Below are 18,581 nucleotides of genomic sequence, written 5' to 3'. Positions count from 1 at the left end.
TGAATCTCTAGGTTCGACCCGCCAGCGGCAGGCCAGGCGGCGCTCAAGGCGCCAGCTTGGAGACGGCGATGTGGGTGGTGAGCTCGGCGATCGCCGGCTCCATCAGGTCGGTCAGCGGCTTGGGCCACAGGCCCAGCACCAGCACGCCGGCGGCGAACACGCCCAGCACCGTGGCCTCGCGCGCGTTGACGTCCTTCAGCGCCGCCACGTGCGCGTTGCCGACCTCGCCCCACAGCACGCGCTTGACCAGCCACAGCGTGTAGCCCGCGCCGATGATCAGCGTGGTGGCCGCCGCGAAGGCGATCAGCGGGTGGGTTTGGAAGCTGGCCAGGATCACCATGAACTCGCCGACGAAGCCCGACGTGCCCGGCAGGCCGGAGTTGGCCATGGCGAACAGCACGAAGAACACCGCGAACCACGGCATCACGTTGGCGACGCCGCCGTAGTCCTTGATCATGCGGCTGTGCATGCGGTCGTACAGCACGCCGACGCAGGTGAACATCGCGCCGGAGATGAAGCCGTGGCTGATCATCTGCACCATCGCGCCCTGCAGGCCCAGGCGTGCGGCGTCGTAGTTGCCGTAATCACGCACCAGCGCGAACGCGATGAACGTGCCGAGCGTGACGAAGCCCATGTGCGAGATCGACGAGTACGCGATCAGCTTCTTCATGTCGTCCTGCACCAGCGCCACCAGGCCGACGTAGACCACCGCGATCAGGCTCAGCGCGATCACCAGCCACGCCCACTCCTGCGACGCGTCCGGCACCACCGGCAGGGTGAAGCGCAGGAAGCCGTAGCCACCGATCTTCAGCATGATCGCCGCCAGCACGACCGAACCGGCGGTCGGGGCCTCGACGTGCGCGTCGGGCAACCAGGTGTGCACCGGGAACATCGGCACCTTGACCGCGAACGCGGCCAGGAACGCGAAGAAGATCCACATCTGCTCGGTCGCCGTCAGCGGCAACTGGTACAGGTCGGCCAGCTGCCAGCTGCCGCCCTTCAGGTACAGGTAGATCAACCCGACCAGCATGAACACCGAGCCGAGGAACGTGTAAAGAAAGAACTTCACCGACGCATAGACGCGACGCGGGCCGCCCCAGACACCGATGATGATGAACATCGGGATCAGCATGCCCTCGAAGAACACGTAGAACAGGATCGCGTCCAGCGCCGAGAACACGCCGATCATCAGGCCTTCCAGGATCAGGAAGGCGGCGTAGTACTGGCTGACGCGCTTGTCGATCGAGGTCCACGCGCTGATCAGCACCAGCAATGAGGTCAGCGTGGTCAGGCCGATCAGCGCGACCGAGATGCCGTCCGCGCCGAGTGCGTAGCGGATGTCGTAGGCCGGCACCCAGGCGCGGTTCTCGGCGAACTGCATGCCGGCGTAGGCCATGTCGAAGCCGGTGAACAGCAGCACGCTGGCCAGCAGCGTCAACACCGCCACGCCGGTGGCGAACCACCGCGCCGCATTGGCACGCGCGTTGCCGAACGCCAGCGTCAACACGCCACCGAGGATCGGCAGCCAGATCAGCAGGCTCAACAGGGGGAAGGTGCCGCTCAAGGGCTCGGGGGTCGTCACAGCTCGGTCCTTGTCAGCTCAGGGTACGGATCAGCACGGCCAGCAAAACGATCAGGCCGAGGATCATCGCGAACGCGTAGTGGTAGAGGAATCCGGACTGCACGCGGCGGGTCAGGCCGGCGACGAAGTCCACCAGGCGGGCGCTGCCGTTGACGGCCACGCCATCGATCAGGTTGGAATCGACCGCCCGCGACACGCGGCCCAGGCGCAGGCCGCCACCGGCAAAGCCGTCGATCCAGAGCTTGTCGAATCCGTATTTGTTCTCCAGCACCCGGACCGGCAGCGCGAAGACACGGCGCGCGCGGGTCGCCAGTTCCGGCTTCCACCAGTACATCACCGTGGCAAGCGCGAAGCCCGCGAAGGCCAGCCAGAAGGCCGGCGCGACGAAGCCGTGCAGCGCGAACGCGGTCGGACCGTGCCACACCGCCTCCTTGACCATCGCGACGGTGTCGCGCGCGGCGGCGACGTCGATGGCTCCGAGGAAGAACGGCAGTTGCTCGACGTGCCCGCTCCAGTCGGTGCCGAAGAGCATCGGGCCGACGGTGAAGAAGCCGATCAGCACCGAAGGGATGGCCAGCAGGATCAGCGGCACGGTCACCACCCACGGCGACTCGTGCGGCTCGTGCGGGCCGTGGTGGTGGTCATCGTGCGCGTGGTCGTCGTGGCCGTGCGCGTCATGGGCCACGTCGCGGAAGCGCTCCCTGCCGTGGAACGTCATGTACAGCAGGCGGAAGCTGTAGAACGCGGTCACGAACGCGCCCAGCAACACGGCCCAGTAGCCGTACTGGCCGATCCAGCCTCCACCCTCGGCGGCGTGGTGCGCAGCCTCGATGATCGTGTCCTTCGAATAGAAGCCGCTGAAGAACGGCGTGCCGACCAGTGCCAGCGTGCCCAGCAGGCTGGTCCAGTAGGTGATCGGCATGTACTTGCGCAGGCCACCCATCTTCCGCATGTCCTGCTCGTGGTGCATGCCGATGATCACCGAGCCCGCCGCCAGGAACAGCAGCGCCTTGAAGAAGGCGTGGGTCATCAGGTGATACACGGCCGCCGAATACGCCGACACGCCCAGCGCCACGGTCATGTAGCCCAGCTGCGATAGCGTGGAATACGCGACGACGCGCTTGATGTCGTTTTGCACGATGCCGATCAGGCCGGTGAACAGCGCGGTCGTCGCACCGATGAACAGCACGAAGTTCAGCGCGGTCTCGGACATCTCGAACAACGGCGACATGCGCGCGACCATGAAGATGCCGGCCGTGACCATGGTCGCGGCGTGGATCAGCGCGGAGATCGGCGTCGGGCCTTCCATCGAGTCAGGCAGCCACACGTGCAGCGGCACCTGCGCCGACTTGCCCATGGCGCCGATGAACAAGCAGATGCAGATCAGCGTCGCCACCGACCATTCATGGCCGGCGAAGATAGTGATGGTCGAGCCCTGGATGTTCAGCGCGTTGGCGAACACGGTGGCGTAGTCGAGCGTGCCGAACATCAGCAGAACGCCGGCAATGCCCAGCAGGAAGCCGAAGTCGCCGACGCGGTTGACCAGGAACGCCTTGAGGTTGGCGAACACCGCCGTGGGCTTCTTGAACCAGAAGCCGATCAGCAGGTACGACACCAGGCCCACCGCTTCCCAGCCGAAGAACAGCTGCAGGAAGTTGTTGCTCATCACCAGCATGAGCATCGAGAAGGTGAACAGCGAGATGTAGCTGAAGAACCGCTGGTAGCCCGGATCCTCGTGCATGTAGCCGATGGTGTAGATGTGCACCAGCAGCGACACGAAGGTCACCACGACCATCATCATCGCGGTCAGCTTGTCGACCATGAAGCCGACGTGCGCCTCGTAGTTGCCGACCTGGAACCAGGTGTAGAGGTTCTCGTTGAACGGAGCGGCGCCCTGCCCCACCAGCTGCCACAGCACGTAGATCGACAGCGCGCAGCTGGCGGCGACGCCGGCGATGGTCACGCCGTGCGCACCCGCGCGCCCGACCTGCCGGCCGAACAGCCCGGCGATGATCGAGCCGAGCAGCGGCGCGAGCACGATGATCAGCAGATGGAGTTTGGAGATCGCCATTTCGGTTCCGTTGTGTGCTGCGGGTGCCGGCGGGCCGGCTGCTGCAAGTGCAATTCTCGTGTCGCGACGATCAGGCTCCGGAAGAACGCTGGCCGCCTGCCCGGCCAGAACTCAGAGCTCCGGGCCGCCCCCCGGGATCCGCGACAACGCGCGAGCGTCCCGAGGCGACTAGGCTCGCGCGTCCTGCGCTCTCCAAGTCGCTCCAGCCAAGGGCTCCATGCCCTTGGCGTTCGCCCATGCGCGAGCCAGTGGCTCGCGAGCGCATGGGCTCACCCCTTCATCGAATCGATTTCTGCCACGTTGATGGTGCGGCGGTTGCGGAACAGCGTGACCAGGATGGCCAAGCCGATCGCGGCTTCCGCCGCCGCCACCGTCAGGATGAAGAACACGAACACCTGCCCCGCGGGGTCGCCGAGCTGGCGCGAGAACGCGATGAAGTTGATGTTCACCGCCAGCAGCAACAGCTCCAGCGACATCAGCAGGACGATCACGTTCTTCCGGTTGAGGAAGATGCCGGCCACGCTGATGCAGAACAGCGCCGCGCCCAGCGCAAGGAAGTGGCCCAGCGAAAGGGTGCCCGTCAGCATGTCCATCAGCGTGCCTCCCCTGCCGGTGCATCGCCGGCGTCATTGCGCGGCGCAGGCTCCGGCCGAACCGCGTCCATCTTGACCATGCGCACGCGGTCGGCAGCGCGCACGCGCGCCTGGTCGCCCGGGTTCTGGTGCTTGGCGCCCTCGCGGCGACGCAACGTCAGCATGACCGCGGCGATCACCGCCACCGTCAGGATGACCGCGGCCACTTCGAACGGCAGCAGGTAGGTGGTGAACAGCGCCCGTGCGATCCAGACAGTGTTGGAAACACCCTCCAGTTCGGCCGCGTCGGCGGCGAGCGGCGTGGCCATCTGCACCTTCACCCCGATCAGGATGAGGATCTCAGCGAGCATCACCACCGCGACGAGCAGGCCGACCGGCAGGTAGCGCACGTAGCCCTCACGCAGCGGGGCGACGTCGATGTCGAGCATCATCACCACGAACAGGAACAGCACCATCACTGCGCCGACGTAGACGAGGATCAGCGCCACGCCGAGGAACTCGGCACCGGCGATCAGCCAGACGCAGGCCACGGAGAAGAACGTCAGCACCAGGCTGAGCGCCGCATGCACGGGGTTCTTGACGCTGATGACACCGACCGCGGAAGCCACGGCGGCCAGGGCGAACATCCAGAAAGCGAGGGTCACGAGATCCATGCGGGGCACTCAGCGGAAGGGCGCGTCGGCGGCGCGGCGCTCGGCGATCTCCGCCTCGAGGCGGTCGCCGATCGCCAGCAGCTGCGGCTTGGTGACGATGTTCTGTCCGCGCTGGTCGAAGTGGTATTCGTGGATGTGCGTTTCGACGATCGAGTCCACCGGGCACGACTCCTCGCAGAAGCCGCAGTAGATGCACTTGAACAAGTCGATGTCGTAGCGCGTGGTGCGGCGGGTGCCGTCCTCGCGTCGGTCCGAATCGATGGTGATCGCCAGCGCCGGGCACACCGCCTCGCACAGCTTGCACGCGATGCAGCGCTCTTCGCCGTTGGGGTAGCGGCGCAGCGCGTGGATGCCCCGGAAGCGCGGCGACTGCGGCGTCTTCTCCATCGGGTACATCAGCGTGTACTTGGGCTTGAACAGGTACTTCAACGTCAGCCACAGCCCCTGGAACAGCTCCAGCAGCAGCAGGCTCTTGAAGTAGGAAGCAAGTCGCGTCATGCCTTATTGCCCCGGCAGGAAGACGTCGTAGTACGCCATCAGCGCGACGACGACGATCCAAGCGATCGTGATGGGAATGAAGACCTTCCAGCCCAGCCGCATGATCTGGTCATAGCGGTAGCGCGGGAACGAGGCGCGGAACCAGATGAAGCAGCTGGCGAAGAAGAACACCTTGGCCAGCAGCCACCACCAGCCGTCCACCGACAGGAAGGGAATGCCCATGCCATGGAACGGGCTGAGCCAGCCGCCCAGGAAGAAGATCGCGGTCAGGAAGCTGATCAGGATCATGTTGGCGTATTCGGCCAGGAAGAACAGCGCGAACGCCGACCCCGAATACTCGACCATGTGGCCGGCCACGATTTCCGACTCGCCTTCCACCACGTCGAACGGCGCGCGGTTGGTTTCGGCCACGCCGGAGATGAAGTAGACGATGAACAGCGGCAGCAACGGCAGCCAGAACCACTCGAACAGGCCGGCGTTGCCCGCCTGCGCCATCACGATCTGCGACAGGTTGAGGCTGCCGGCGGCAACCATCACGCCGACCATCGCAAAGCCCATCGCGATCTCGTAGGACACCACCTGCGCGGCTGCGCGCATGGCGCCGAGGAACGCGTACTTCGAGTTCGACGCCCAGCCGGCCAGGATGATGCCGTACACACCTAGCGAGGTCATCGCCAGCAGGTACAGCAGGCCGGCGTTGGCGTTGGACAGCACCAGCTGCGCGTCGAACGGGATCACCGCCCATGCCGCGAATGCGGGCGCCAGCGCCAACAGCGGCGCGAGCTTGTACAGGAAGGGCTCCGCGCGCGTGGGCTGGATGACTTCCTTGAACAGCAGCTTGAACACGTCGGCGAACGCCTGCAGCACGCCCATGCCGACGTACATCGGGCCACGGCGAACGTGCATCCAGCCGATCAACTTGCGCTCCCACACCACGTAGAACGCCACGGTGATGATCACCGGCATGGCGATGGCGAGGATCTTGAGCACGATCCAGGCCGCCGCACCGGCATTGCCGAACGACAGCAGCCAGTCGCGGAACGGATCGACCACGTCACCCACCATGCTCATGCCCTCCCCGCCTGGATACGGCCGGACGCGAGCGGCGCGGTAGCGCCGTGCCCGCCTTCGACCCACGCCGTGCCGCGCGCGACCTTGTTGCTGGTGACCACGGGGACCGTCGCGGTCCCGGTCGTCGTGCTGAACCGCCCGACCGTGGCATCGCCAAGCGCCGCTTCGGCGTCGGCGGGATGCAGCACCACGCGCGGGCCGTGATTGAGCGGGTGCGCCTGCAGCGCTGCAGCACGGCGCACGACTGCGTCGGTCCGGTAGATGCCGGTGCTCATGGCCACTTCCAATCCGTCGCTGCCGTGCTTCGGCGCGTCCGTACGCGCCACGGTGACATCGCGCTTGGCGATGCCCGCGCGCAGACCCGGCAGGTCGGTGAACTCGAAACCGGCCGCACCCAGTTCGTCGGCCAGTGCACGCAGCACGCGCCAGCCCGGGCGGGCCTCGCCCGGCAGCGCGCCGCCCGCTACGGCCAGCTGCTCGCGGCCATCGAGATTGGTCAGGGTGGCGTCGATTTCCGGCAGCAGGCCGATCGGCAGGATCACGTCGGCGACCGCGCGGGTCGACTCGCAGGCGAAGTGGCTGAAGGCCACGACCTGCGCCGCACCCAGCGCCCGCATCGCAGCAGCGGGCTCGGCGAAATCAAGACCCGGCTCAATGCCGTAGATGACGTAGGCGGGACGCGGGCTGGCGAGCATCGCGCGCGCATCCAGGCCGGTGGGCAGCACACCATGGTCGGCCAGGCCCAGCGCATTGGCGCCTTGCGGAATACGGCACAGCGTGGCGCCGGTTGCCTGCGCCAGGCCGCGCGCGGCCTCGCGGATGGCGCTGGCGTGCGGACCGTTCTCGGCCAGCGCGCCGACGATCACAACGGCGCGATCGGAACCCGAGATCGCTTCGCGAAGCGCACCATCGGACAACGCATCGGCGATGCGCGACGGCGCCACGATCTGCTTGGACGCCAGGTCGAAGGTCTGGTCGAACTCGACCGGATTGACCGCGTGCACCTTGGCGCCACGGGTCCACGCCTTGCGCACGCGCTGGTTGACCAGCGGCAGCTCGTGGCGCAGGTCAGTGCCGACCAGCACGACGCAGTCGGCGTGCTCGATATCGGCGACCGGCATCGCGAACCGCTCGGCGATCGCGCCGTCGGACAGGTCGGCCTGGCCGATGCGATGGTCGAGGTGGCCGGTGCCCAGCACGTCGGCCAGGCGGGCCAGCAGCGCGCCCTCTTCATTCGAAGTCGCCGGATGAACCAGCATGCCCATACCGTCGGCGCCGTTGTCGCGCAGGATCTTCGCCGCGCGTGCCAGCGCTTCGGCCCAGGATGATTCGCGCCACTCGCCCTTGTCCTTGAGCATCGGCGCGACGGCGCGGTCGTCGGCGCGCAGGCCTTGGTGGGCGTAGCGGTCGCGGTCCGACAGCCAGCACTCGTTGACGCTGTCGTTGTCGCGCGGAACGGTGCGCAGCACTTCGCCGCGGCGGACGTGGTGGAACAGGTTGCTGCCCAGCGCGTCGTGGAAGCCCAGCGACTCGCGCGCCACCAGCTCCCACGGGCGGGCGCGGAACTGGAACACCTTGTTGGTCAACGCGCCCACCGGGCACACGTCGATGACGTTGCCCGACAGCTCGGTAATCAGCGGTTTGCCGTCGTAGGTGCCGATCTGCAGGTTCTCGCCGCGGTACATGCCGCCCAGCTCGTAGGTGCCGGCGACTTCCGCGGTGAAGCGCACGCAGCGCGTGCACTGGATGCAGCGCGTCATCTCTGTGGCGACCAGCGGACCGATGTCCTCGTCGGGCACCACGCGCTTGCGCTCGGCGAAGCGGCTGACCGAGCGGCCGTAGCCCATCGACAGGTCCTGCAGCTCGCACTCGCCACCCTGGTCGCAGACCGGGCAGTCCAGCGGGTGGTTGACCAGCAGGAACTCCATCACGTTGCGCTGCGACTTCAATGCCTTCTCGCTGCGCGTGGTGACCTTCATGCCGTCCATCACCGGCGTGGCGCAGGCCGGCGCCGGCTTGGGCATCTTCTCGACCTCGACCAGGCACATGCGGCAGTTGGCCGCGATGGACAGCTTGTCGTGGTAGCAGAAGCGCGGGATCGGGATACCGGCCGTGTCGGCGGCCTGGATGATCATCGAGCCCTTGGGCGCGGCCATCTCGACGCCGTCGATGAAGACGGTGACGTGGTCGGGCGGCAGGTTCGGGTTGACGGGCTGGGCGCTCATGCGGCGACACCGTTGTTCATTGCGGGCTCCGCCTTCGCAACCGGCACCACGGTGCCGTCGCGCTCGTCGTCGACCAGGAAGCGCTTATTGACGATGGCGTACTCGAACTCGTCCCAGAAGTGGCGCAGGAAGCCCTGCACCGGCCACGCGGCAGCCTCACCAAACGCGCAGATGGTGTGGCCTTCGATCTGGCCCGCCGCCGCGCGCAGCATATGCAGGTCCTCGACCGTCGCCTGCTTCTCGACGATGCGGGTCAGCATGCGGTACATCCAGCCGGTGCCTTCGCGGCACGGCGTGCACTGGCCGCAGCTTTCCTTGAAGTAGAAGCGCGCAATGCGCTGGCAGGCGCGCACCATGCAGGTGGTCTCGTCCATCACGATGACCGCGCCCGACCCCAGGCCGGAACCGGCCTTCTGGATCGAATCGTAGTCCATCGTCAGGCCCATCATCGTCTCGCCCGGCAGCACCGGCATCGACGAACCACCCGGGATCACGCCCTTGATCTTCGCGCCATTGCGCATGCCACCGGCCATCTCCAGCAACTCGGCGAACGGCGTGCCCAGGCGGATCTCATAGTTGCCCGGCCTGGCGACATGGCCCGACACCGAGAACACCTTCGGCCCACCGTTGTTCGGCTTGCCCAGGTTGAGGAACCATTCGGCGCCGTTGCGGATGATCGCCGGCACCGAGGCATAGGTCTCGGTGTTGTTGATCGTGGTCGGCTTGCCGAACAGGCCGAAGTTGGCCGGGAACGGCGGCTTGTAGCGCGGCTGGCCCTTCTTGCCTTCCAGCGACTCCATCAATGCGGTTTCCTCGCCGCAAATGTAGGCGCCGGCGCCGAGCGCGCCGTAGATGTCCACGTCAACGCCGCTGCCCAGCACGTCCTTGCCCAGCCAGCCGTGCTCGTAGGCTTCCTTCAGCGCCTGCTCGAAATGCTCGAACGGCTCGTGGTGGAATTCGCCGCGCAGGTAGTTGTAGGCCACGGTGCTGCCGGTGGCGTAGCAGGCGATCGCCATGCCCTCCACGACCGAGTGCGGGTTGTAGCGCAGGATGTCGCGGTCCTTGGCGGTGCCGGGCTCGGACTCGTCCGAGTTGCACAGGATGTACTTCTGGGTGCCGCTGCCCTTGGGCATGAAGCTCCACTTCAGGCCGGTCGGGAAGCCCGCGCCGCCACGGCCGCGCAGGCCGGACTGCTTGACCATCTCGATGACGTCGGCCGGCGCGATCTTTTCGCTGAGGATCTTGCGCCAGGCGCTGTAGCCGCCGGTCTTGAGGTAGTTGTCGTACGACCACGGGGTGTCGTAGTGCAGCGTGGTGTAGACGACGCTGTGCTCGGACGGCGGCGGGCCGACCGGGCCATACCCCTTGGAGTAGTCGTGGTGCGAGTCGTGCGCCATTACTTCAGCCCCTCAAGCAGCTCGTCGACCTTCGCCGCGTCGAGCTTCTCGTGGTAATGCCCATTGATGACGACCACCGGCGCGCCACAGCACGCGGCCAGGCACTCTTCCTCGCGCTTGAGGAACACGCGGCCATCGGCGGTGGATTCGCCCAGCCTGCAGCCCAGCTTCTTCTCGGCGTGCGCGACCAGGTCCTCGGCGCCGTTGAGCCAGCAGCTGATGTTGGTGCAGAAGGCGACGTTGTGGCGGCCGACCTTCTCGGTCTCGAACATCGAATAGAACGAGGCGACCTCATACGCCCACACCGGCGGCAGGCCCAGGTACTTGGCCACCGCCGCGATCAGCTCGTCGCTCAGCCAGCCACCGTTCTGCTCCTGCGCGGCGTGCAGGCCCTGCAGCACCGCCGAGCGCTTGCGGTCCGGCGGGAACTTGGCCAGCCAGTGGTCGATGTGCGCACGGGTCCTGTCGTTCAACGCGACCATCGGGTCGACGTGCTGACAGGCCTCGAAATTTCCGGTCGCCTTCATGTATTCCAGAACCTCAGCGGTCGATCTCGCCGAACACGACGTCGTAGGTGCCGATCATGGCCACCACGTCGGCCAGCATGTGGCCCTTGACGACCTCGTCCATCGACGACAGGTGTGCGAAGCCCGGTGCGCGCAGCTTGCAGCGGAAGGGCTTGTTGGCGCCGTCCGACACCAGGTAGCAGCCGAACTCGCCCTTGGGCGCCTCGACCGCGGCGTAGGTTTCCCCGGCCGGCACGCAATAGCCTTCCGAGAACAGTTTGAAATGGTGGATCAGCGCTTCCATGTCGTCCTTCATCTCCTCACGGGAGGGAGGCGCGACCTTGAAGTTGTCCACGATCACCGGGCCCGGGTTGGCCTTCAGCCACGCCACGCACTGCTTGATGATGCGCGTGGACTCGCGCATCTCGGCCACGCGCACCAGATAGCGGTCGTAGCAGTCGCCGTTGACGCCGACGGGGATGTCGAAATCCACCGCGTCGTACTTGGCGTACGGCTGCTTCTTGCGCAGATCCCAGGCGATGCCCGAGCCGCGGATCATCGGGCCGGTCATGCCCCAGGCCAGTGCCTTCTCCGGCGAGATCACGCCCACGCCGACGGTGCGCTGCTTCCAGATGCGGTTGTCGGTGAGCAGCGTCTCGTACTCGTCGACGCGCTTGGGGAAGTCGTCGCAGAACGCGTCTAGGTAGTCCAGCAGCGAACCTTCGCGCCACTGGTTGAAGCGCTTGAGCGCCGCGCCCTTGCGCCACGGCGACTCCTTGTAGCGCGGCATCCGGTCCGGCAGGTCGCGGTAGACGCCACCGGGGCGGTAGTAGGTCGCGTGCATGCGCGCGCCCGATACCGCCTCGTAGCAGTCCATCAGCTCCTCGCGCTCGCGGAACGCGTACAGGAACACCGCCATCGCGCCCAGGTCGAGCGCGTTGGAGCCGACCCACATCAGGTGGTTCAGGATGCGGGTGATCTCGTCGAACATCGTGCGGATGTACTGCGCGCGCTCGGGCGCCTCGATCCCCATCAGGGTTTCGATGGCGCGCACGTAGGCGTGCTCGTTGCACATCATCGACACGTAGTCGAGGCGGTCCATGTAACCGATCGACTGGTTGAACGGCTTGGACTCGGCGAGCTTTTCAGTACCGCGGTGGAGCAGACCGATGTGCGGGTCGGCACGCTGCACGACCTCGCCGTCCATCTCCAAGATCAGGCGCAACACGCCGTGCGCGGCCGGGTGCTGCGGGCCGAAGTTGAGCGTGTAGTTGCGGATCTCGGCAGTGTTCAGGCCGGACTGGTTGCTGGCGTGCACGCTGTCGAGCTGCGTGCGGGTCGAGATGTCGCTGGCGGTGGTACTCATGGCTTCACCTCGCGGCCGGCGGCTTCACCCGCAGCGGTCTGGTAGCGGGCATCGTCGCGGATCACGCGCGGTACGCCCACGCGCGGGTCGATGGACACCGGCTCGTAGATCACGCGCTTCTTCTCGGCGTCGTAGCGGACTTCGACGTTGCCGATCAGCGGGAAATCCTTGCGGAACGGATAGCCGACGAAGCCGTAGTCGGTGAGGATGCGGCGCAGGTCCGGATGGCCCTCGAACACGATGCCGAACAGGTCGAACGCCTCGCGCTCGAACCAGTTGGAGCCCGGCCACACCGAGGTCAGGGAGGCCACGACCGGCAGGTCGTCGTCGGGCGCGAACGTGCGCAGGCGCACGCGCAGGTTGTGCTGCACCGACAGCAGGTGCGCGACGGCGGCGAAGCGGCGCTCCGGCACGGCGGCAGCGCCGTTGGGCTGCTCGCCCCACACGAAACGGCCCGCGCTCTTGCCTTCCACGCCGCGCGAGAAGCCTTCCGAGGAGACCTCGGTGTCCCACTCGTCGCTGCCGTAGCTCAGGTAGTCCACGCCGCTGACGTCGACCAACTGCTCGAAGCCGAACTCGTCGCGCAACGCGCGCGCCGCATCCAGCCAGCCGCTGGCGTGCACGTCCAGCGTGATCTCGCCGCGCGGTTCGGCGACGCCGACCACGGCGGCCACCGCACCGCCTTCGAAGCGCGCGCGCAGCCGTTCCACGAATGCAAGCATCGTCGGGCCCATGTCAGCGCACGCCCTGCTTGCTGTCGCCGAAGTTGGTGCCGCGGCGGATCTTCTTCTGCAGCTGCAGGATGCCGTAGACCAGCGCTTCGGCCGTGGGCGGGCAGCCCGGGACGTAGACGTCGACCGGCACCACGCGGTCGCAACCGCGCACCACCGAGTACGAGTAGTGGTAGTAGCCACCGCCGTTGGCGCAGCTGCCCATCGAGATCACCCACTTGGGGTCGGGCATCTGGTCGTAGACCTTGCGCAACGCCGGGGCCATCTTGTTGACCAGCGTGCCGGCCACGATCATCACGTCGGACTGGCGCGGCGACGGGCGGAACACCACGCCATAGCGGTCCAGGTCCAGGCGCGACGCGCCGGCGTGCATCATCTCGACCGCGCAGCACGCCAGGCCGAACGTCATCGGCCACATCGAGCCGGTGCGCGCCCAGTTCCACAGCGTGTCGAGGTTGGTGGTGACGAACCCCTGCTGCATCACGGGGTTGTCGGCTTCCGGCCGCAGGATGTCGTCCAGCCGCCCTTCGGGCAGCGGGTTGTGCATCAGGCCGGAGATGGTCTGGGTCACTCCCATTCCAGCGCCCCTTTCTTCCAGACGTAGACGAAGCCCAGCAGGAGCATGCTGGCGAAGATGCCCATCTCGACCAGCCCGATGATTCCGAGGTCGCGGAACACGGTGGCCCAGGGGACGATGAAGATGATTTCCAGGTCGAAGATGATGAACTGGATGGCGATGAGGTAGTAGCGCACGTCGAACTGCATGCGCGCGTCCTCGAAAGCCTCGAAGCCGCACTCGTACGGCGCCAGCTTCTCCGCGGTCGGACGCCGGGGCCCGAGCACGCTGCCCACGACCAGCAGGGCCACGCCGATGCCGCCGGCGACGATCAGGAACAACAGGGTCGGCAGGTATTCGGCCAGCACGGTGCTCTCTCGGCTTCTCTTTGGCGACGGCCGCGTCACCACGGCCTTGGCGCGGCGCCGGGCGCCGCTGTGCGCGCGAGGCGCGTGGCGACCACGTAGACGCGGAACCGCCGGTACTGCGCGGACGGTCCCGGAGGGCCGCCACGCCTGATTGATGCATCACCACTGGAATGGTGCCCAAGGGGGGACTCGAACCCCCACGACCGAAGCCGCTACCACCTCAAGGTAGTGCGTCTACCAATTCCGCCACCTGGGCAATGGCCATCCAGTTGTGCTGCAGGCCGTCCTGGCCGTGACCCCGTACATGCCGACCGGTGTCGTCGATCATTGCTGATCCGCACCCCGCGATCCGTGCCGGGCGCCAAGAACTCGCATTATCGCGTAACGCGGTGCCACTGTGGGCAGTTACTGCGTGTCGCCACCCTCGGCCGGTGCGGCGGGCACCTCGGCCGGCGCCTGCTCCGGCGCGGCCTGCGGGACCTGCGGCTGGGCCGGCACCTGCGCGGGCGCCCGCTCCTGGCCAGCCGCCGGGGCGGCCGCGGCGGGCACCTCGGACATCAGCCCGAGGTCCTGCGCCGGCGTATCGCCGCCGGTGGCGCGGTGCGTCGCCTGCCATGCCATGAACAGGCTGATCCCGAAAAACGTGATAGCCAGCCACTTGGTGGCCTTGGACAGGAAGTTAGACGCGCCGCGCGAACCGAACACGGTGGCCGACGCGCCGCCGCCGAAGCCCGAGCCCGCCTGCGCACCCGCGCCGCGTTGCATCAGGATCAGCGCGACCATCGAGATCGCGACCAGCACGTAGATGACGTTGAGGAACAACAGCATCGGAAAGACTCTTGTTGCGTTGGACGCCTACCGGCTAGCCGGTGGCGTCAGGGCGCCGCCGCGGTTGCGATGGCGTTGAAGTCGGCCGCGGCCAGCGAGGCGCCTCCGACCAGCCCGCCGTCGACGTCGGGCTGCGAAAACAGCGCCGCCGCATTGTCGGGCTTGACGCTGCCCCCGTACAGGATGGGCAGCGAGCCCGCGATTCTAGCATCGTATGCGGCGATTTCGCCACGAATGAATGCATGCACGGCCTGCGCCTGCTCCGGGCTGGCGGTCTTGCCGGTGCCGATGGCCCAGACCGGCTCGTACGCGACGATCGCGCCATCCAGCGCGGCCGCCCCGCCCTGCTCCAGGATCGGCGCCAGTTGCTTCTGGATGCGCCATTCGGTCTGACCGTCCTCGCGCTGGCTGAGGGTCTCGCCGACGCACAGGATCGGCGTCAGCCCGGCCTCGCGCGCGGCGAAGAACTTGGCCGCCACCTGCTCGCTGGTCTCGCCGTGGTACTGCCGCCGCTCGGAATGGCCCACAAGCCCGTAGCGCGCGCCCACGTCCATCAGCATCGCGGCCGACACCTCGCCGGTGTAGGCCCCCTGGGTGTTGGCACTGACGTCCTGCGCACCGAAGGCCAGGCCCCGCTCGCCGTAGTGCTCGACCAGCTCGCCCAGGTACGGCAGCGGCGGCAGGATGATCCGCTCGACGCCTTCCGCGCCAGCGCCCACCACCGCATCGAGCAGCTCGAATGCGAACGCACGGGTGCCGTGCAGTTTCCAGTTACCGGCGACGATCCTGCGGCGCATGGCGGCTCCCAATCAAAGGTCGCGAAAGCCTAGCGGCGCACCATCGGGTGGGCAAGCTCGACGCGTGCGCCCCACCCGCTTCCGCCACGACCGGCAAGCCGCTACTTCAGCTTGATCTCGCGCAGCCGCTCTTCCAGGTACCCCTGCGCGGTGATCGCCTCGGGGTACCGGCTGGGGTTGTCGGCGGTGACCGTCGAAGGCAGCACGTCGATCACGAAATCGGGATTGGGGTGCAGGAAGAACGGCGTGGAATAGCGCGGCTGGCGCGCCTTCTCGCCCGGCGGGTTGACCACGCGGTGCGTGGTCGAGGGGTACACGTGGTTGGTCAGGCGCTGCAGCATGTCGCCGATGTTGACGACGATGGTGTCGGCGTCGGCGGTGAACGGCACCCAGTCGCCCTTGCGCGAACGCACCTCGAGGCCTTCCGCGCTGGCGCCGACCAGCAGGGTGATCAGGTTGATGTCCTCGTGCGCGCCGGCGCGCTCGTTGGGGATATCGTCGGAGGTGATCGGCGGGTAGTGGATCGGCCGCAGGATCGAGTTGCCGGAATCGGTCTTGTCGACGAAGTAGTCCGCCGGCAGCCCGATGTGCAGCGCCAGCGCAGACAGCACTTGCGAACCCAGTGCATCCAGCGCTTCGTACAACCCGTAGCCGTGCGCGCGGAAGCCGTCGACCTCCTCCGGCCACAGGTTGGGCGGCATCACGTCGGCGTACTTCGAATCGCGCGGGATCTCGCGTCCGATATGCCAGAACTCCTTGAGATCGTGGTGCTTGGCGCCCTTGGCCGTTTCCACGCCGAAGGGCGTGTAGCCGCGTGCGCCGCCGCTGCCGGGGACGTGGTACTTGCGCTTGGTGTCTTCGGGCAGCGCGAAGAAGCGCTTGAAGACGTCGTACGAGGCGGCAATGCGAGCATCGTCGATGCCATGGCCGCGGATGCCGGCGAAGCCCCACTCGCGGTAGGCCGTGCCCAGCTCCTGGACGAAGGCGTCGCGGTCGGCCGGGCTGGAGGGATGCGTGAAGCGGCGGATGTCGAGCGTGGGAATCGCGTTCATGGAAGTCCATCGGGCCGGCAACCGGCCCGGCAAAGTCAGGAGAATCAGGCCGCCGCGGCGCGGACGGCGCCGGCCAGCGTGTCCAGGGTGCCCTGCATCAGGGTGTCGTCATCGGCTTCGACCGTGACCCGCACCACCGGTTCCGTGCCCGACGGCCGCAGGAAGGCCCGACCGCGCCCCTGCACCGCGCGCTGCGCGTCGGCCAGCGCGGCCTGCACTGCCGGCGCCTCGGCCGGCCGGGCGTCGCCCTCGTAGCGGACGTTGACGGTCTTCTGCGGCACCTTGACCAGGCCCGCCAGCGCTTGGCGCAGCGTCAGCTTGCGGCGCTTGAGCACCTCCAGCACCTGCAGCGCGCTGATGATGCCGTCGCCGGTGCTGGCACTGTCCAGGCACAGCAGGTGGCCTGACGTCTCGCCGCCCAGCACGCCGTCGTTGGCGACCAGCTGCTGGTGCACGTAGCGGTCGCCGACCTTGGCACGGATGAAGCCGATGCCGCGCTCGGCAAACGCCCGCTCCAGCCCGTAGTTGGTCATGAGCGTGCCGACCACCGGCCCGCGGAGGCGGCCGCTGGCCAGCCAGTCGCTGGCCAGCACGTACAGCAGGTCGTCGCCGTCGCAGACGGCGCCGTCGGCATCGATGAACAGCACGCGGTCGCCGTCGCCGTCGAAGGCGATGCCAACGTCGGCGCCGGTCTCGCGCACGCGCGCGGCGAGGAACTGCGGGTGGGTCGAGCCCACGCCGTCGTTGATGTTGGTGCCGTTGGGGTCCACGCCGACCGCATCGACGCGTGCGCCCAGTTCGCGCAGCACCAGCGGCCCGATCTGGTAGGTCGCGCCGTTGGCGCAGTCCATCGCGATGCGCAGGCCGCCCAGGTCGAAGCCGCGCGGCACGGCGTTCTTGCACGCCTCCACGTAGCGGCCGATGGCATCGCGCGTGCGCAGTGCCTTGCCCAGCCGGTCGGACTCGACGGTGCGGAACGGTTCGTCCAGCGCGGCCTCGATCGCCAGTTCGGTGGCGTCGTCGAGCTTCTCGCCGTAGGCGGAGAAGAACTTGATGCCGTTGTCGTGGTGCGGGTTGTGCGAGGCGGAAATCACGATGCCGCCATCGGCACGCAGCGAGCGCGTCAGGTGCGCGACGGCCGGAGTCGGCATTGGTCCCATCAGCTGCACGTCGACACCGGCCGCGACCAGCCCCGCCTCCAGCGCGGCTTCGAACATGTAGTTCGAAATACGGGTGTCCTTGCCGATGATCACCACCGGCTTGCGCCACTCGTTGCGCGTCAGCGCATGCCCGTAGGCGTTGCCCAGGCGCAACACGAAGTCCGCCGAAATCGCACCCTGCCCGACCCGGCCGCGGATGCCGTCGGTGCCGAAATACTTCCGGCTCACGCGGCCACCTCTTCGTCCTCGGCCGGTGCGGGCTGCTTCATCAGCAACGCGAGCAGCTGGGCGATGCGCTCGCGCATCTCGCGTCGGTCGCAGATCTGGTCCACCGCACCGTGCTCGAGCAGGAACTCGCTGCGCTGGAAGCCTTCCGGCAGCGTCTCGCGCACGGTCTGCTCGATCACCCGCGGGCCGGCGAAGCCGATCAGGGCCTCGGGCTCGGCCAGGTTGATGTCGCCCAGCATCGCCAGCGAGGCGGAAACGCCACCGGTGGTCGGATGCGTCATCACCGAGATGTACGGCAGACCAGCCGCGCGCAGGCGGCCCAGCGCCGCCGACGTCTTGGCCATCTGCATCAGCGAGAACAGGCTTTCCTGCATGCGTGCGCCGCCGGTGGCCGAGAAGCACACCAGCGGGCAGCCGATCTCCAGCGACGTCTCGGCGGCGCGGGCAAAGCGCTCGCCCACCACCGAACCCATCGAACCGCCCATGTAGGCGAAGTCGAACGAGCACGCGACCAGCGGGCGCTGCTTGAGCGTGCCGCGCATGGCGATGAGGGCGTCACGCTCGCCGGTGGACTTCTGCGCGGCCTTGATGCGCTCGCCGTACTTCTTCTGGTCCTTGAACTTGAGCACGTCGGTCGGCCCGAGCTCGGCGGCGATCTCCTGCATGCTGCCCGCGTCGAACAGCGACTTCAGGCGCGCGCGGGCGCGGATGGCCATGTGGAAGTTGCACTTCGGGCAGACCTCCAGGTTCTCTTCCAGCTCCGGCCGGTAGAGCACGGCGCCGCAGCGGTCGCACTTCTCCCAAAGCCCCTCGGGCACGCTGCGCCGCTTGTTGGCAGCGGCCGAATCGGTCCGGATGCCCGAGGGCATGAGTTTCTTGAGCCAGCTCATCCTGGTGGG

18 protein-coding genes and 1 tRNA gene are annotated in these 18,581 nt (G+C 67.5%); all 19 read right to left on the bottom strand.

Annotated features, from left to right (window positions below; genetic code table 11):
* Window positions 1-43: 43 nt before the first annotated feature.
* Window positions 44-1,564, bottom strand: coding sequence for an NADH-quinone oxidoreductase subunit M (locus K6753_RS10095; protein ID WP_223676478.1), 1,521 nt, complete (start codon window positions 1,562-1,564; stop codon window positions 44-46).
* A gap of 31 nt (window positions 1,565-1,595) precedes the next feature.
* Window positions 1,596-3,653: an NADH-quinone oxidoreductase subunit L gene (gene nuoL, locus K6753_RS10090; protein WP_223676320.1), complete on the bottom strand. Its 2,058-nt coding sequence runs from the start codon at window positions 3,651-3,653 to the stop codon at window positions 1,596-1,598.
* Between the two features lie 269 nt (window positions 3,654-3,922).
* Window positions 3,923-4,240 carry an NADH-quinone oxidoreductase subunit NuoK gene (gene nuoK / locus K6753_RS10085; protein ID WP_223676477.1) on the bottom strand — a complete coding sequence of 106 codons (318 nt, stop codon included), beginning with the start codon at window positions 4,238-4,240 and terminating at the stop codon, window positions 3,923-3,925.
* A gap of 5 nt (window positions 4,241-4,245) precedes the next feature.
* Window positions 4,246-4,899, bottom strand: coding sequence for an NADH-quinone oxidoreductase subunit J (locus K6753_RS10080; protein ID WP_223676319.1), 654 nt, complete (start codon window positions 4,897-4,899; stop codon window positions 4,246-4,248).
* A 9-nt stretch (window positions 4,900-4,908) separates the two neighbouring features.
* Entirely contained in the window at window positions 4,909-5,397 is a 489-nt protein-coding gene (gene nuoI, locus K6753_RS10075) for an NADH-quinone oxidoreductase subunit NuoI (RefSeq protein ID WP_223676318.1), read from the bottom strand.
* A 3-nt stretch (window positions 5,398-5,400) separates the two neighbouring features.
* Window positions 5,401-6,468 carry an NADH-quinone oxidoreductase subunit NuoH gene (gene nuoH, locus K6753_RS10070; RefSeq protein ID WP_223676317.1) on the bottom strand — a complete coding sequence of 356 codons (1,068 nt, stop codon included), beginning with the start codon at window positions 6,466-6,468 and terminating at the stop codon, window positions 5,401-5,403.
* Window positions 6,465-8,693: an NADH-quinone oxidoreductase subunit NuoG gene (gene nuoG, locus K6753_RS10065; RefSeq protein ID WP_223676316.1), complete on the bottom strand. Its 2,229-nt coding sequence runs from the start codon at window positions 8,691-8,693 to the stop codon at window positions 6,465-6,467. Before nuoG ends, nuoH begins: the two co-directional genes overlap by 4 nt.
* On the bottom strand, window positions 8,690-10,090 hold the full coding sequence (gene nuoF / locus K6753_RS10060; protein WP_223676315.1) for an NADH-quinone oxidoreductase subunit NuoF: 1,401 nt from the start codon (window positions 10,088-10,090) through the stop codon (window positions 8,690-8,692). The genes nuoG and nuoF overlap by 4 nt, the downstream gene beginning before the upstream one ends.
* Window positions 10,090-10,617, bottom strand: coding sequence for an NADH-quinone oxidoreductase subunit NuoE (gene nuoE / locus K6753_RS10055; protein WP_223676314.1), 528 nt, complete (start codon window positions 10,615-10,617; stop codon window positions 10,090-10,092). Before nuoE ends, nuoF begins: the two co-directional genes overlap by 1 nt.
* A 13-nt stretch (window positions 10,618-10,630) precedes the next feature.
* Window positions 10,631-11,890, bottom strand: coding sequence for an NADH-quinone oxidoreductase subunit D (locus K6753_RS10050; RefSeq protein WP_223676476.1), 1,260 nt, complete (start codon window positions 11,888-11,890; stop codon window positions 10,631-10,633).
* A 68-nt stretch (window positions 11,891-11,958) separates the two neighbouring features.
* Window positions 11,959-12,696 (bottom strand): NADH-quinone oxidoreductase subunit C, encoded by a 738-nt coding sequence (locus K6753_RS10045; RefSeq protein WP_425492105.1) that lies wholly within the window; start codon window positions 12,694-12,696, stop codon window positions 11,959-11,961.
* A 1-nt stretch (window position 12,697) separates the two neighbouring features.
* Entirely contained in the window at window positions 12,698-13,270 is a 573-nt protein-coding gene (locus K6753_RS10040; protein WP_223676312.1) for a NuoB/complex I 20 kDa subunit family protein, read from the bottom strand.
* Window positions 13,261-13,617, bottom strand: coding sequence for an NADH-quinone oxidoreductase subunit A (locus K6753_RS10035; protein WP_223676311.1), 357 nt, complete (start codon window positions 13,615-13,617; stop codon window positions 13,261-13,263). Before K6753_RS10035 ends, K6753_RS10040 begins: the two co-directional genes overlap by 10 nt.
* A 171-nt stretch (window positions 13,618-13,788) precedes the next feature.
* Window positions 13,789-13,873: transfer RNA gene (locus K6753_RS10030), tRNA-Leu, on the bottom strand.
* 149 nt (window positions 13,874-14,022) lie between these two features.
* Window positions 14,023-14,445 carry a preprotein translocase subunit SecG gene (gene secG, locus K6753_RS10025; protein WP_223676310.1) on the bottom strand — a complete coding sequence of 141 codons (423 nt, stop codon included), beginning with the start codon at window positions 14,443-14,445 and terminating at the stop codon, window positions 14,023-14,025.
* 47 nt (window positions 14,446-14,492) lie between these two features.
* The gene (gene tpiA / locus K6753_RS10020; protein ID WP_223676309.1) at window positions 14,493-15,242 is read right to left on the bottom strand and encodes a triose-phosphate isomerase; all 750 of its coding nucleotides are present in this window, start codon (window positions 15,240-15,242) and stop codon (window positions 14,493-14,495) included.
* Between the two features lie 101 nt (window positions 15,243-15,343).
* Window positions 15,344-16,294, bottom strand: coding sequence for an isopenicillin N synthase family dioxygenase (locus K6753_RS10015; RefSeq protein WP_223676308.1), 951 nt, complete (start codon window positions 16,292-16,294; stop codon window positions 15,344-15,346).
* Window positions 16,295-16,338: 44 nt separating this feature from the next.
* A complete protein-coding gene (gene glmM / locus K6753_RS10010; protein WP_223676307.1) occupies window positions 16,339-17,682 on the bottom strand; it encodes a phosphoglucosamine mutase in 1,344 nt (447 codons plus the stop codon).
* Window positions 17,679-18,572 carry an acetyl-CoA carboxylase, carboxyltransferase subunit beta gene (gene accD / locus K6753_RS10005; protein WP_223676306.1) on the bottom strand — a complete coding sequence of 298 codons (894 nt, stop codon included), beginning with the start codon at window positions 18,570-18,572 and terminating at the stop codon, window positions 17,679-17,681. Before accD ends, glmM begins: the two co-directional genes overlap by 4 nt.
* Window positions 18,573-18,581 lie beyond the last annotated feature (9 nt).

Origin of the sequence: Novilysobacter selenitireducens, assembly GCF_020026895.1 — a bacterium.
GTDB lineage: Bacteria > Pseudomonadota > Gammaproteobacteria > Xanthomonadales > Xanthomonadaceae > Lysobacter_C > Lysobacter_C selenitireducens.
This window is presented reverse-complemented; position numbering and strand designations above follow the sequence as displayed.

Bases quoted from the DNA above. Each gene is read 5' to 3' on its own strand.
- accD (WP_223676306.1), bottom strand. From the start codon at position 18,572: ATGAGCTGGCTCAAGAAACTCATGCCCTCGGGCATCCGGACCGATTCG.
- nuoF (WP_223676315.1), bottom strand. From the start codon at position 10,090: ATGGCGCACGACTCGCACCACGACTACTCCAAGGGGTATGGCCCGGTC.
- K6753_RS10080 (WP_223676319.1), bottom strand. From the start codon at position 4,899: ATGGATCTCGTGACCCTCGCTTTCTGGATGTTCGCCCTGGCCGCCGTG.
- K6753_RS10045 (WP_425492105.1), bottom strand. From the start codon at position 12,696: ATGGGCCCGACGATGCTTGCATTCGTGGAACGGCTGCGCGCGCGCTTC.
- K6753_RS10015 (WP_223676308.1), bottom strand. From the start codon at position 16,294: ATGAACGCGATTCCCACGCTCGACATCCGCCGCTTCACGCATCCCTCC.
- nuoG (WP_223676316.1), bottom strand. From the start codon at position 8,693: ATGAGCGCCCAGCCCGTCAACCCGAACCTGCCGCCCGACCACGTCACC.
- nuoL (WP_223676320.1), bottom strand. From the start codon at position 3,653: ATGGCGATCTCCAAACTCCATCTGCTGATCATCGTGCTCGCGCCGCTG.
- nuoE (WP_223676314.1), bottom strand. From the start codon at position 10,617: ATGAAGGCGACCGGAAATTTCGAGGCCTGTCAGCACGTCGACCCGATG.
- tpiA (WP_223676309.1), bottom strand. From the start codon at position 15,242: ATGCGCCGCAGGATCGTCGCCGGTAACTGGAAACTGCACGGCACCCGT.
- K6753_RS10040 (WP_223676312.1), bottom strand. From the start codon at position 13,270: ATGGGAGTGACCCAGACCATCTCCGGCCTGATGCACAACCCGCTGCCC.
- nuoI (WP_223676318.1), bottom strand. From the start codon at position 5,397: ATGACGCGACTTGCTTCCTACTTCAAGAGCCTGCTGCTGCTGGAGCTG.
- nuoK (WP_223676477.1), bottom strand. From the start codon at position 4,240: ATGCTGACGGGCACCCTTTCGCTGGGCCACTTCCTTGCGCTGGGCGCG.
- secG (WP_223676310.1), bottom strand. From the start codon at position 14,445: ATGCTGTTGTTCCTCAACGTCATCTACGTGCTGGTCGCGATCTCGATG.
- nuoH (WP_223676317.1), bottom strand. From the start codon at position 6,468: ATGAGCATGGTGGGTGACGTGGTCGATCCGTTCCGCGACTGGCTGCTG.